We start from the raw sequence: 13,254 nt of genomic DNA on the forward strand, positions 1-13,254 counted from the left end.
GCTCCGTTGGGGAGGTTATGAGGGGAAGTCGTTCATCATCGTGGATTTACAGCTAAAACCACAATCGGCGGCTTACGTCCCGGTCCGCACGCCCGGGTTCCCGGCTCCGGGGCGGCCGTGTCCGATACTGGTGGGGTTATGGACATCCTCATCCTTGCTGTAGTCATCGCCCTGGTCGCGGTCGGTGTGATCAGCGGGCTCGTGGTCAGCAGCCGCAAGAAGAAGCAGCTGCCGCCGCCGGCACCGCCGAGCACGCCGACCATCACTGCTCCGCCTGCCGAACCGCAGGTGGGGGAGGACGCCGTAGAGACGGCGGAAGAGCCGCGCCGCACGATCGAGGAGGTCGGGCTCCCGGAGGCCGCGGCTCCCGCCCCGGCGCCGGTGGCCGAACCCGTGCCCGCGGCCCCGGCCGCGCCCGAGATCGAGGTTCCCGAGCCCACCGCCGGACGCCTGGTCCGGCTGCGCGCCCGCCTGGCGCGGTCGCAGAACTCCCTCGGCAAGGGGCTGCTCACGCTGCTCTCCCGGGAGCACCTCGACGAGGACACCTGGGAGGAGATCGAGGAGACCCTCCTCGTCGCCGACGTCGGTGTCGTACCGACCCAGGAGCTCGTGGACCGGCTCCGCGAGCGGGTCAAGGTGCTCGGCACCCGGACCCCGGCGGACCTGCGCGCCCTGCTCAAGGAGGAGCTGCTGACCCTGGTCGGCACCGACTTCGACCGCGTCGTCAAGACGGAGAGCGGCGAGGACACGCCCGGCGTGATCATGGTCGTCGGTGTCAACGGCACCGGCAAGACCACCACCACCGGCAAGCTGGCCCGCGTGCTCGTCGCCGACGGCCGCAGCGTGGTGCTCGGCGCGGCCGACACCTTCCGCGCCGCCGCCGCCGACCAGCTCCAGACCTGGGGCGAGCGCGTCGGCGCCCGCACCGTGCGCGGCCCGGAGGGCGGCGACCCGGCCTCGATCGCCTACGACGCGGTCAAGGAGGGCATCGCCGAGGGCGCCGACGTGGTGCTCATCGACACCGCGGGCCGCCTGCACACCAAGACCGGCCTCATGGACGAGCTGGGCAAGGTCAAGCGCGTCGTGGAGAAGCACGGTCCGCTGGACGAGATCCTGCTGGTCCTGGACGCCACCACCGGGCAGAACGGCCTGACCCAGGCACGTGTCTTCGCCGAGGTCGTGGACATCACCGGCATCGTGCTCACCAAGCTCGACGGCACCGCCAAGGGCGGCATCGTCGTCGCCGTCCAGCGCGAACTGGGCGTACCGGTCAAGCTCATCGGCCTCGGTGAGGGGCCGGACGACCTGGCGCCCTTCGAGCCGGAGGCGTTCGTCGACGCCCTGATCGGCGACTGACCGCGTCCCGTACGGACACCTGTGCCCCCGCGTTCCGCCGGAACGCGGGGGCACCGTCATGTGCGCGGCCGGAACGCGGCTACCGCCGGAAGCGGTGACAGATGTACGCGAGGGTCCCCAGCAGCAGCCTGGCCTGCGGCGGTCCGTCGGCGGAGTCGAGCGCGGGCGGCCGCAGCCAGCCGGCCTGGCCGAGCCCGCCGCGGTCGGAGGGCGGGGCCGTCACGAAGGCGCCGTGTCCCAGGGCCCGCAGGTCGAGGTCGGCGTCGTCCCAGCCCATCCGGTACAGCAGCTGCGGCAGTTCGGCCGCCGCCCCCGGGGCCACGAAGAACTGCGCCCGGCCGCCGGCGGTGGCGATGACCGGGCCGAGCGGCAGGCCCATCCGCTCCAGCCGTACCAGCGCACGCCGCCCGGCCTCCTCGGAGACCTCGATGACGTCGAACGCGCGGCCCACGGGGAGCAGTACGGCGGCGCCCGGGTACTCGCTCCAGGTCTCGGTGACCTCGTCCAGGGTGGCCCCGGCCGGGACCGTGGGGGCGAAGGCCAGGGGGTGCGCCCCGGGTGCGGGGCACGCGGCGTCCCCGCAGGAGCAGTCGCGGGCGGGCGCCGCGGCGCGGGCGCCGGGCACCACGTCCCAGCCCCACAGCCCGGTGTACTCCGCCACCGCCGTGCACTCCGAGGTCCGCCCGCGGCGCCGGGTGCCGGAGCGGAACTCCTTGGTGCCGCGGCTGCCGCCGATCGTGAAGCCCATGCCCATGCCCCCTCCAACGGGTCGGACGTGCCGGTGGTTACGAAGCCGGTGCGACGACCTCGGCGGGACCTCTGCCGGCGGCCCCGCCGCGGGGTGTCCTCCGGTGTCGCCCGGCGCACTCCTCGCCGCGCGCGCCCCGAGCGCACTCCAGTCCAACCGATCCGCTTTCACCTCGGTGTCAAGTGAATCGCGCCTGGCCGTTGGCTAGTTCATTCGAAGGGGTGGCGAATGGTGGCGTTTCTGGAATCGACCTCGCCGCAGGGGTGATCGTAGGATTACTTTCGGTACACGAAACCGAAGGCGGCCCATCCGTGGGTATGCCGGTGGCAATATGTGAAGGACTCGTGAAGGTCCATGGCGGCGCCCGGCGCCCCGGCCAAGGTTTCGTGTGGAAGATGCTGAGCGGATGGGGGCGTTCCAGTGAGCGGCAACGGCGCAAGCGGAACGATCGATGATGCTGCTGCGCGCAACGAACAGCTGACCTCGTGGTTCGTCCGCAGCGGCTGGTCCAAGGGTGAACTCGCCCGGCAGGTCAACCGCCGGGCGCGCCAGATGGGCGCGCACCACATCAGCACGGACACCTCCCGGGTGCGCCGCTGGCTCGACGGCGAGCAGCCCCGCGAACCCGTCCCGCGCATCCTGTCCGAGCTGTTCTCCGAGCGCTTCGGGTCCGTCGTCGCCATCGAGCAGCTCGGCCTGCGCACCGCCCACCAGACCCCCTCCGTCTCCGGGGTCGACCTGCCCTGGGCCGGCCCGCAGACCGTCGAACTGCTCGGCGAGTTCTCCCGCAGCGACCTGATGCTGGCGCGCCGCGGCTTCCTCGGGACCTCGCTCGCCCTCTCCGCGGGCCCCGCCCTCATCGAGCCCATGCAGCGCTGGCTCGTCCCGGTACCGGCCGCCGACCCGGGACCGCGCGGGGCGGGGCCGACGGGGGCCCTCGGCGGCCACCGCCCGCCCCGCCTCTCCGAACCGGAACTCGACCTCCTCGACGCCACCACCGTCATGTTCCGCCAGTGGGACGCCCAGTGCGGCGGCGGACTGCGCCGCAAGGCCGTGGTGGGCCAGCTCCACGAGGTCACCGACCTGCTCCAGGAGAACCATCCGGCGCCGGTCATGAAGCGGCTCTTCAAGGTCGCCGCCGAACTGGCCGAACTGGCCGGCTGGATGAGCTACGACATCGGCCTGCACCCCACCGCGCAGAAGTACTTCGTGCTCGCGCTGCACGCCGCCAAGGAGGGCGGGGACAAGCCGCTCGGCTCGTACATCCTCTCCAGCATGAGCCGTCAGATGATCCACCTGGGCCGCCCCGAGGACGCCCTGGAACTCATCCACCTCGCGCAGTACGGCAGCCGCGACTGCGCCGGCCCGCGCACCCAGGCCATGCTGTATGCGATGGAGGCCCGCGCGTACGCAAACATGGGCCAGCCCAGCCGCTGCAAGCGGGCCGTGCGGATGGCCGAGGACACCTTCTCCGACGTGGGCTTCGCGGGCGAGCCCGAACCCGACTGGATCCGCTTCTTCTCCGAGGCCGAGCTGAACGGCGAGAACTCCCACTCGTACCGGGACCTGGCCTACGTCGCCGGGCGCAGCCCCATGTACGCCTCCCTCGCCGAGCCCGTCATGGAACGGGCCGTCGAGCTCTTCGAGAAGGACGAGGAGCACCAACGCTCCTACGCCCTCAACCTCATCGGCATGGCCACCGTCCACCTGCTCCAGCGCGAGCCCGAGCAGGCCGCGGCCCTCGTCGACCGAGCCCTCGACGTGGCGGGAAAGGTGCGGTCCGAACGGGTGAACACCCGCCTGCGCAAGACCGTCGACACCGCCGCCCGTGAGTACGGCGACGTCGCCGAGGTGCTCCGGCTCACCGACCACCTCGCCTCCCGGCTCCCCGAGGCCGCGGAGGCCGTCTGACGGCCCACGCGGCCGCCCCCAAGGCCCCGGCCGCGGCAGTCACCCCGTGAAGCCCGATCAGGCTCCCCCAGCCAGGACATCCGGGTACTGCCGCGGCCGGCTTTTGTGATCCACCTGTTCATTGACGCGTAACACGCCCGCCCTCTTCGTCACGGGCGCGAAACACCGAGCGGCGCCGCCGGAAACCGGCCTGCGCGAATCTCGGGGTCATTAACCGGCCAGCCTCCCCAGCCCGGCCGGACACCCCCTTTTACGCCGCTCAGGTTTTCACGATCGCCCGCACGCGAACGTACCGACGACGAGGAGACGCCGATGGCATCAGCCATCACGACCCTCGCGGCAGACGCCCCGACGCTGTCTGCCGCGAACACCGGGTTCATGCTCATCTGCTCCGCCCTGGTCATGCTGATGACCCCGGGGCTCGCCTTCTTCTACGGAGGCATGGTCCGCGTCAAGAGCAGCCTCAACATGCTGATGATGAGCTTCATCAGCCTCGGGATCGTCACGATCCTGTGGGTCCTCTACGGCTTCAGCCTCGCCTTCGGCACCGACTCCGGCTCCCTCATCGGCTGGAACTCCGACTACGTCGGCCTCAGCGGCATCGGGATCACCGAGCTGTGGGACGGCTACACCATCCCGGTCTACGTCTTCGCCGTCTTCCAGCTGATGTTCGCCGTCATCACCCCCGCCCTGATCAGCGGTGCGCTGGCCGACCGCGTGAAATTCGGCGCCTGGGTCCTGTTCACCGCCCTGTGGGTCACCGTCGTCTACTTCCCCGTCGCCCACTGGGTCTGGGGCGCCGGCGGCTGGCTCTTCGAGCTCGGCGTCATCGACTTCGCGGGCGGCACCGCCGTCCACATCAACGCCGGCGCCGCCGCCCTCGGCGTGATCCTGGTCATCGGCAAGCGCGTGGGCTTCAAGAAGGACCCGATGCGCCCGCACAGCCTCCCCCTCGTGATGCTCGGCGCCGGCCTCCTGTGGTTCGGCTGGTTCGGCTTCAACGCGGGCTCCTGGCTCGGCAACGACGACGGCGTCGGCGCGGTCATGTTCGTCAACACCCAGGTCGCCACCGCCGCCGCCATGCTCGCCTGGCTCGCCTACGAGAAGCTGCGCCACGGCTCCTTCACCACCCTGGGCGCCGCCTCCGGCGCGGTCGCCGGCCTCGTCGCCATCACCCCCTCGGGCGGTGCGGTCAGCCCGCTGGGCGCGATCGCCATCGGTGTCATCGCCGGTCTGCTCTGCGCCATGGCCGTCGGACTGAAGTACAAGTTCGGATACGACGACTCCCTCGACGTCATCGGCGTCCACCTCGTCGGCGGTGTGGTCGGCTCCCTGCTCGTCGGCCTCTTCGCCACCGGCGGGGTCCAGTCCGACGTGGCCGGCCTCTTCTACGGCGGCGGTCTGGAACAGCTCGGCAAGCAGGCCATCGGAGTCTTCGCCGTCCTCGCCTACTCTCTGGTGGCATCGGCGCTCCTCGCCTTCCTCCTCGACAAGACGATCGGGATGCGGGTGTCCGAGGACGACGAGGTCGCCGGCATCGACCAGGTCGAGCACGCCGAGACGGCCTACGACTTCAGCGGAGCCGGCGGCGGAGCCGCCTCGCGGACCACCGCCGCACCCGCCCCCTCCGCCGCGAGCAAGAAGGTTGACGCATGAAGCTGATCACCGCGATCGTCAAGCCGCACAAGCTGGACGAGATCAAGGAAGCCCTCCAGGCCTTCGGAGTGCAGGGACTGACCGTCACCGAGGCCAGCGGCTACGGCCGCCAGCGCGGCCACACCGAGGTCTACCGCGGTGCGGAGTACCAGGTCGACCTCGTCCCCAAGATCCGCATCGAGGTGCTGGTCGACGACTCCGATGCCGAGGAACTGATCCGGGTGATCGTGAGCGCGGCGGCCACCGGAAAGATCGGTGACGGCAAGGTGTGGAGCGTCCCCGTGGACTCGGTCGTACGGGTCCGCACCGGCGAGCGCGGCGCTGACGCGCTCTAGGTGACGGGAGCTCCCGGGTGACGAGCGTCGAAGAGAACACGGACCACACGGCCGACTCGGGACCCAGCGGATACGCCGCGGCCCGGCTGCGACTCCTCCAGGAGGAGTCGCAGTCCGGGCCTTCGCGCCGTTCCGCCCTGGCCGGGCTGACCGACGAATGGCTGAACGCCCTGTTCACGACCGCCGTACGGGAGACGGGCGTCCGCGGTGCCACGCTGGTGGCCGTCGGCGGCTACGGGCGCGCCGAACTCTCCCCGCGCAGCGACCTCGACCTGCTGCTGCTGCACGACGGCAAGGCCGAGCCACGGGCGCTGGGCGCCTTGGCCGACCGCGTCTGGTACCCGGTCTGGGACCTCGGCCTCGCCCTCGACCACTCGGTACGGACCCCCGGCGAGGCCCGCCGGACCGCCGCCGAGGACCTCAAGGTGCACCTCGGCCTGCTGGACGCCCGCACCGTCGCCGGTGACGCAGGACTCCTGGCCGGCCTGCGGACCTCCGTACTGGCCGACTGGCGCAACCAGGCGGCCAGAAGGCTCCCGGAACTGCACTCCCTGTGCCGCGAGCGGGCCGAGCGGGCCGGGGAACTGCGCTTCCTGCTCGAACCCGACCTCAAGGAGGCGCGCGGGGGCCTGCGCGACGCCACCGCGCTGCGGGCGGTCGCCGCGTCCTGGCTGGCCGACGCCCCGCGCGAGGGCCTCGCCGAGGCCCGGCGGCGGCTCCTGGACGCCCGGGACGCCCTGCACCTGGTCACCGGCCGGGCCACCGACCGGCTCTCCCTCCAGGAACAGGACCAGGTCGCGGCCCAGCTCGGCCTCCTCGACGCGGACGCACTGCTGCGCGAGGTGTACGAGGCCGCCCGCGTCGTCTCCTACGCCGGCGACGTGACCTGGCGGGAGGTCGGGCGCGTCCTGCGGGCGCGCGCCGCCCGGCCCAGGCTGCGCGGACTGCTCGGCGCCCGCGGGGACCGGGCGGCCGCGCGGGCGCCCCTGGCCGAAGGCGTGGTGGAGTCCGACGGCGAGGCCGTCCTGGCCCTGGCCGCCCGCCCCGACCGCGATCCCGTACTCGCCCTGCGGTTCGCCGCGGCCGCCGCGCAGGCGGGCCTGCCCGTCTCCCTGCACGCCGTACGCAGGCTCGCGGCGCAGGGGAAACCGCTCCCGGTGCCCTGGCCGGCCGAGGCCCGCGAGCAACTGCTGACCCTGCTGGGGGCGGGGGAGCCGACGGTCGCCGTGTGGGAGGCCCTGGAGGCGGAGGGCCTGATCACCCGGCTGCTCCCGGACTGGGAGCGGGTGCGCTGCCGCCCCCAGCGCAACCCCGTCCACACCTGGACGGTGGACCGGCACCTGATCGAGACGGCGGTGCGGGCCTCCGCCCTCACCCGCCGGGTCGGCCGCCCCGACCTGCTGCTGATGGCCGCGCTCCTGCACGACATCGGCAAGGGCTGGCCGGGAGACCACTCGGTGGCCGGCGAGACCATCGCCCGTGACGTCGCGGCCCGCGTCGGCTTCGACCCCCACGACGTCGCCGTGCTCGGGTCGCTCGTCCGGCACCACCTGCTGCTGATCGACACCGCCACCCGGCGCGACCTGGACGATCCGGCCACGGTCCGCGCCGTCGCCGAAGCCGTGGGCTCGGTGGGCACGCTGGAGATACTGCACGCCCTGACCGAGGCGGACGCCCTGGCCACCGGGCCGGCGGCGTGGAGCGCGTGGCGGGGATCGCTCGTGGCGGACCTCGTCGCACGGGTCGCCGCCCTGTTGCGCGGCACGGCCCCGGCGGCCGGGGAACCGGAGATCCCGAGCACCGAACAGGAACGCCTGGCGGTCGAGGCCCTGCGCACCGGGGAACCGGTCCTGGCGCTCCAGGCCCGCCAGGAGGACGACGCGGTCGGCGTGGACCTCGTCGTCGCCGTCCCCGACCAGCCGGGGGTCCTCCCGGCGGCGGCCGGGGTCCTGGCCCTGCACCGGCTCACCGTACGGGCGGCCGACCTGCGCTCCATGGAACTCCCCGACCGCCTCGGCGAGGTCCTGGTGCTGCGCTGGCGGGTGGCGGCGGAGTACGGCGCGCTGCCGCAGGCCGCCCGGCTGCGCACCGACCTGGTCCGCGCCCTGGACGGCTCGCTGGACGTCCCGGCGAAGCTGGCCGACCGCGAGGCGGCCTATCCGCGCCGGCGCGGGGTGGTCCCGCCGCCGCCCAGGGTCACGGTGGTCCCGGACGTGTCGTCCCTGGCCACGGTCCTGGAGGTGCGCGCGCCGGACGCGGTGGGCCTGCTGCACCGGATCGGCCGGGCGCTGGAGTCCCGGGGCGTCCGGGTCCGCAGCGCGCACGTCTCCACACTGGGCGCGAACGCGGTGGACACGCTGTACGTGACCACCCCCGAGGGCAAACCCCTCGACCCGGCGGAGGCGGCATCCCTGGCCGGCCTGGTGGCTGCCGCCCTGTCGTAGTGCGGGGGACCGCTGCGCGGAGCGGTCCCCTACCCGCCCTTCCGCCGTTCCCCGGGGTTCCGCCCCGGGGAACGGCCCTCAAACGCCGGGCGGGCCGGATTTGCGCAGCGAATTCCAGCCCCGCCGGCGTTTGAGGCGCGGGGGCGGGGGCGGAGCACCCGTCTTGAAGCCGCACGCGGGTAGGGCCGGGTGAAATCCAGCCTCCCCGGCGATTGAGGGGCGGGGTCCGGGGCGGAACCCCGGTGAAAGACGACCGCCGGGCCGGACGGGCGGCCGGGCCGGATACCCTGGGGGACGACCACAACGCCCCCGACCCGAGGAATCGCGACCACCGTGTTCGATACGCTCTCCGACCGCTTGGCGAATACCTTCAAGGGCCTGCGCGGCAAAGGCCGGCTGTCCGAGGCTGACATCGACGTGGCGGCCCGGGAAATCCGTATCGCGCTCCTCGAGGCCGACGTCGCCCTGCCCGTCGTCCGTTCCTTCATCGCGAACGTCAAGGAACGCGCGCGCGGTGAAGAGGTCAGCAAGGCCCTGAACCCGGGCCAGCAGGTCCTGAAGATCGTCAACGACGAGCTCGTCACCATCCTCGGCGGCGAGACCCGGCGGCTGCGCTTCGCCAAGACCGCCCCCACCGTGATCATGCTGGCCGGTCTCCAGGGTGCCGGTAAGACCACCCTCGCCGGAAAGCTCGGCCTCTGGCTGAAGGGCCAGGGCCACGCCCCGCTGCTGGTCGCCTGCGACCTCCAGCGCCCCAACGCCGTCAACCAGCTCAGCGTCGTCGCCGAGCGTGCCGGCGTGGCCGTGTACGCGCCCCAGCCCGGCAACGGCGTCGGCGACCCGGTCCAGGTGGCGAAGGACTCGGTCGAGTACGCGCGGACCAAGCAGTACGACATCGTCATCGTCGACACCGCCGGCCGCCTCGGCATCGACGCCGAGCTGATGCAGCAGGCCGCGGACATCCGCGACGCCGTCAGCCCCGACGAGATCCTCTTCGTCGTCGACGCCATGATCGGCCAGGACGCGGTCAACACCGCCGAGGCCTTCCGCGACGGCGTCGGCTTCGACGGCGTCGTGCTCTCCAAGCTCGACGGCGACGCCCGCGGCGGTGCCGCGCTCTCCATCGCGCACGTCACCGGCAAGCAGATCATGTTCGCCTCGAACGGCGAGAAGCTCGACGAGTTCGACGCGTTCCACCCCGACCGCATGGCGGGCCGGATCCTCGACATGGGTGACATGCTCACCCTCATCGAGCAGGCCGAGAAGACCTTCTCGCAGGCCGAGGCCGAGAAGATGGCGGCCAAGCTCGCCAAGGGCCCCAAGGAGTTCACGCTCGACGACTTCCTGGCCCAGATGGAGCAGGTCCGCAAGATGGGCTCCATCTCCAAGCTGCTCGGCATGCTGCCCGGCATGGGTCAGATCAAGGACCAGATCAACAACATCGACGAGCGTGACGTCGACCGCACTGCCGCGATCATCAAGTCGATGACCCCGGCCGAGCGCCAGGACCCGACGATCATCAACGGCTCGCGCCGTGCCCGTATCGCCAAGGGTTCCGGCACCGAGGTCAGCGCCGTCAAGTCGCTGGTCGAGCGGTTCTTCGACGCCCGCAAGATGATGTCCCGCATGGCCCAGGGCGGCGGCATGCCGGGCATGCCCGGCATGCCCGGGATGGGTGGCGGCCCCGGCCGGCAGAAGAAGCAGGTCAAGCAGGCCAAGGGCAAGCGCAAGAGCGGCAACCCGATGAAGCGCAGGGAAGAGGAGGCCGCAGCCGCGGCCCGCCGGGAGCAGGGCCCGCAGGCGGTCGACCCCGCGGCCGCCGGCAACCCCTTCGGCCTTCCGGCGGGCGGCCAGGGCGGCGGGGACTTCGACCTTCCGGACGAGTTCAAGAAGTTCATGAAGTAACACCCGCGCAGGTGGGTGAGGAGGGCCCCGGCCGTGTTCGCACGGTCGGGGCCCTGCTGTTCTCCGCTCGGGCGATGGCCTGGTTTATCCCTTATGGTCGGCCGGGAGGATGGCAGAAGGAGACGCCCCGTGCCCAGCCCCACCCCCGTACCTCCCCGTGCCAGGGCCGACACGCCCTGGCGCTCGGAAGGCGCCCCGCCCAGTCCTCCACCGAAGAAGAAGGGGCTGCCCGGCGGCTGGCGGGGGCTGATCCTCGCGGCCCTCATCGTCTATCTCGTGGCCAACCTCGTGCTGTCCTTCTTCAACGAGGGGGACGAGCCGACGATCTCGTACACCGAGTTCAGCAAGCAGGTCGCCGCGGGCAATGTCTCGAAGATCTACTCCAAGGGCGACGCCATCCAGGGCGAGCTCAAAGCGAAGCAGCCGCTGCCCGACGGGGACAAGGGCGACTACACCACGTTCGTCACCCAGCGCCCGGCCTTCGCCGACGACGCCCTGTGGGCCGAGCTCACCAAGCAGAACGTGATCGTCACGGCCTCCCCGGTCGTCGTACAGCGCAGCTTCCTCGCCAACCTGCTGATCTCCCTCGCGCCGATGCTGCTGCTGGTCCTCCTGTGGGTGGTCATCGCCCGCCGGATGGGATCCGGAGTGGGCGGCATGGGCGCGCTGGGCCGCAAGACCCCGCCCAGACCGGTCGAGCTGGAGACGGGCGGCCGCCGCACCACCTTCGAGGACGTGGCGGGCATCGACGAGGTCGAGGGGGAGCTCAACGACGTCGTCGACTTCCTCAAGAATCCGCAGGCGTACCGGGAGATGGGCGCCCGGATGCCCGGCGGGGTCCTGCTCTCCGGACCGCCCGGCACCGGAAAGACCCTGCTGGCGCGCGCGGTCGCGGGCGAGGCCGGGGTGCCCTTCTTCTCCGCCTCCGCCTCCGAGTTCATCGAGATGATCGTCGGGGTCGGCGCCTCCCGGGTGCGCGAACTGTTCACCGAGGCGCGCAAGGTGGCCCCCGCCATCATCTTCATCGACGAGATCGACACCATCGGGCGGGCCCGCGGCGGCGGCAGCGCCATGGGCGGCCACGACGAACGCGAACAGACCCTCAACCAGATCCTCACCGAGATGGACGGCTTCTCCGGATCGGAGGGCGTGATCGTCCTCGCGGCCACCAACCGCGCGGACGTGCTGGACCCGGCCCTCACCCGCCCCGGCCGCTTCGACCGCATGGTGGTCGTCTCCCCGCCCGACCGGGCCGGCCGCGAGGCCATCCTGCGCATCCACACCAGGGACATCCCGCTCGCCGAGGGCGTCGACCTGGCGCACGTGGCCCGCACCACCCCCGGGATGACCGGAGCGGACCTGGCCAATCTGGCCAACGAGGCCGCACTGCTGGCCGTCAAGCGCCGGCAGACGCAGGTGACCCGGGCGGACCTGTCGGACGCCCTGGAGAAGGTCCAGCTCGGCGCGGAGAGGCCACTGGTCATGCCGGAGGAGGAGCGCCGCCGCACCGCCTACCACGAGAGCGGCCACGCCCTGCTGGGCATGCTCCAGCCGGGCGCCGACCCGGTCCGCAAGATCACGATCGTGCCCCGCGGCCGCGCGCTGGGCGTCACCCTCTCGACTCCGGACGCGGACCGGTACGCCTACACCGAGCCGTACCTGCGCGGCCGCATCATCGGCGCGCTCGGCGGCATGGCGGCCGAGCACGTCGTCTACGACGTGGTCACCACCGGCGCCGAGAACGACCTGGAGCAGGTGACCGGCATCGTCCGCGGCATGGTCGGCCGCTGGGGAATGAGCGAGCGGATCGGCCGGCTCACCGCGATCCCCTCCGACGGGCAGAGCCCCTACGGACTCTCCGCCGCCCCCGCCACCCTCGACGCGGTCGACCACGAGATGCGGCGGATCGTGGACGAGTGCTACGCGGAGGCCTGTCGTCTGCTGCGCGATCACCGGTCGCAGCTGGACGCCCTGGCGGAGGCCCTCCTCGCCGTCGAGACCCTGGACGAACCGGCCGCCTACGCCGCCGCCGGCATCGCGCGGCTGACGAAGGGGCACGGCACCGACTGAGGAGCGGCCGTCAGTCCACCCGGGCGATCACGTACCGGAAGATGTTCGGCAGCCACACGGCGCCGTCGGATCGCTCGAACGGGTGAAGCGCCTCGGCCAGCTCCTTCTCCGCCAGCACGTGATCGGCCGCGCCGTCGGTGGAGTCGGTGCCGTCGTAGAGTCCGGTCGACAGCAGTCCGCGCACAGCGCTGTCCACGTCCGCGTACCCGAACGGGCAGAACACCCGCCCGGAGCCGTCCGGCCGCAGCCCGGCCCGCTCCACCAGCGCGTCCAGGTCCCGCGGCGCGGGCCCGCCGCCGAGGACCGAGGGCACCGTGCAGCGCTCCGCGGGCCCCCAGTCGGCCAGCACGACCGCCCCGCCGCGGCGCACCGCCGGCAGGGCCGCGGCCAGGACCGCGGGGTCCGGGGAGAAGGCGAGCAGGGCGTCGTACGGGCGGGGCGGGGCCGGCGGGGCCGCCAGGACTTCCAGCAGCCGCTCGCGGGCCAGTGCCCGCCGGGCCGGATCCGCCTCCACGCCCGTGGCCGCGGCTCCCCGCCCGGCCGCCAGCAGCAGCGGCAGCCCGGCTCCGCAGCCCAGGTCGAGCAGCCGGTCGCCCGGCCCGACCTCCAGCCGGTCGTAGACCGCCTCGTACAGCGGTACGAGCATCCGTTCCTGGATCTCCGCCCAGTCCCGGGCGACGAGCGTCGCCGTCGGCGTCGGTGTCATCGAAAGAGCGCTCCTGATTCCGTGTCGCCCCCTTGCCCCCGTTGCCAGAGAACTCCCCATTGGCCCCGGCGTCCAGAGGAGTGCGGCACCCGATTCACGCATCGTGTGCCGGGCGCCGTACGA

The 13,254-nt window shown here is 72.5% G+C and carries 9 protein-coding genes; 7 read left to right on the plus strand and 2 right to left on the minus strand.

Translation table 11 applies throughout. The annotated features are described in order from the left end of the window. Positions 1-138: 138 nt before the first annotated feature. Complete coding sequence (gene ftsY / locus ACXNSR_RS27640; protein ID WP_266605383.1) at positions 139-1,356, plus strand: signal recognition particle-docking protein FtsY; 1,218 nt, start codon at positions 139-141, stop codon at positions 1,354-1,356. Positions 1,357-1,435: 79 nt separating this feature from the next. On the opposite strand, the gene ACXNSR_RS27645 is transcribed toward ftsY, so the two are convergent. After that, positions 1,436-2,104 (minus strand): bifunctional DNA primase/polymerase, encoded by a 669-nt coding sequence (locus ACXNSR_RS27645; protein ID WP_458638091.1) that lies wholly within the window; start codon positions 2,102-2,104, stop codon positions 1,436-1,438. Between the two features lie 420 nt (positions 2,105-2,524). Here ACXNSR_RS27645 and nsdA point away from each other — a divergent pair, with 420 nt between their 5' ends. The 6 genes from nsdA (at position 2,525) to ftsH (ending at position 12,425) form a co-directional block, all read left to right on the plus strand. Continuing rightward, on the plus strand, positions 2,525-4,015 hold the full coding sequence (gene nsdA / locus ACXNSR_RS27650) for a transcriptional repressor NsdA (protein WP_458638092.1): 1,491 nt from the start codon (positions 2,525-2,527) through the stop codon (positions 4,013-4,015). 312 nt (positions 4,016-4,327) lie between these two features. After that, positions 4,328-5,671, plus strand: a complete 1,344-nt coding sequence (locus ACXNSR_RS27655) for an ammonium transporter (RefSeq protein ID WP_458638093.1) — start codon at positions 4,328-4,330, stop codon at positions 5,669-5,671. Continuing rightward, complete coding sequence (locus tag ACXNSR_RS27660) at positions 5,668-6,006, plus strand: P-II family nitrogen regulator (protein WP_030009357.1); 339 nt, start codon at positions 5,668-5,670, stop codon at positions 6,004-6,006. The genes ACXNSR_RS27655 and ACXNSR_RS27660 overlap by 4 nt, the downstream gene beginning before the upstream one ends. Positions 6,007-6,023: 17 nt before the next feature. After that, positions 6,024-8,450, plus strand: a complete 2,427-nt coding sequence (locus ACXNSR_RS27665; protein WP_458638094.1) for a [protein-PII] uridylyltransferase — start codon at positions 6,024-6,026, stop codon at positions 8,448-8,450. A gap of 333 nt (positions 8,451-8,783) precedes the next feature. After that, the gene (ffh, locus tag ACXNSR_RS27670; protein ID WP_458638095.1) at positions 8,784-10,355 is read left to right on the plus strand and encodes a signal recognition particle protein; all 1,572 of its coding nucleotides are present in this window, start codon (positions 8,784-8,786) and stop codon (positions 10,353-10,355) included. A 129-nt stretch (positions 10,356-10,484) separates the two neighbouring features. After that, complete coding sequence (ftsH, locus tag ACXNSR_RS27675) at positions 10,485-12,425, plus strand: ATP-dependent zinc metalloprotease FtsH (RefSeq protein ID WP_458638096.1); 1,941 nt, start codon at positions 10,485-10,487, stop codon at positions 12,423-12,425. A 10-nt stretch (positions 12,426-12,435) separates the two neighbouring features. Here ftsH and ACXNSR_RS27680 read toward each other — a convergent pair whose 3' ends face one another. Beyond that, on the minus strand, positions 12,436-13,131 hold the full coding sequence (locus tag ACXNSR_RS27680) for a class I SAM-dependent methyltransferase (protein WP_458638097.1): 696 nt from the start codon (positions 13,129-13,131) through the stop codon (positions 12,436-12,438). Between the last annotated feature and the right edge of the window lie 123 nt (positions 13,132-13,254).

Source organism: Streptomyces sp. NC-S4, assembly GCF_054353315.1.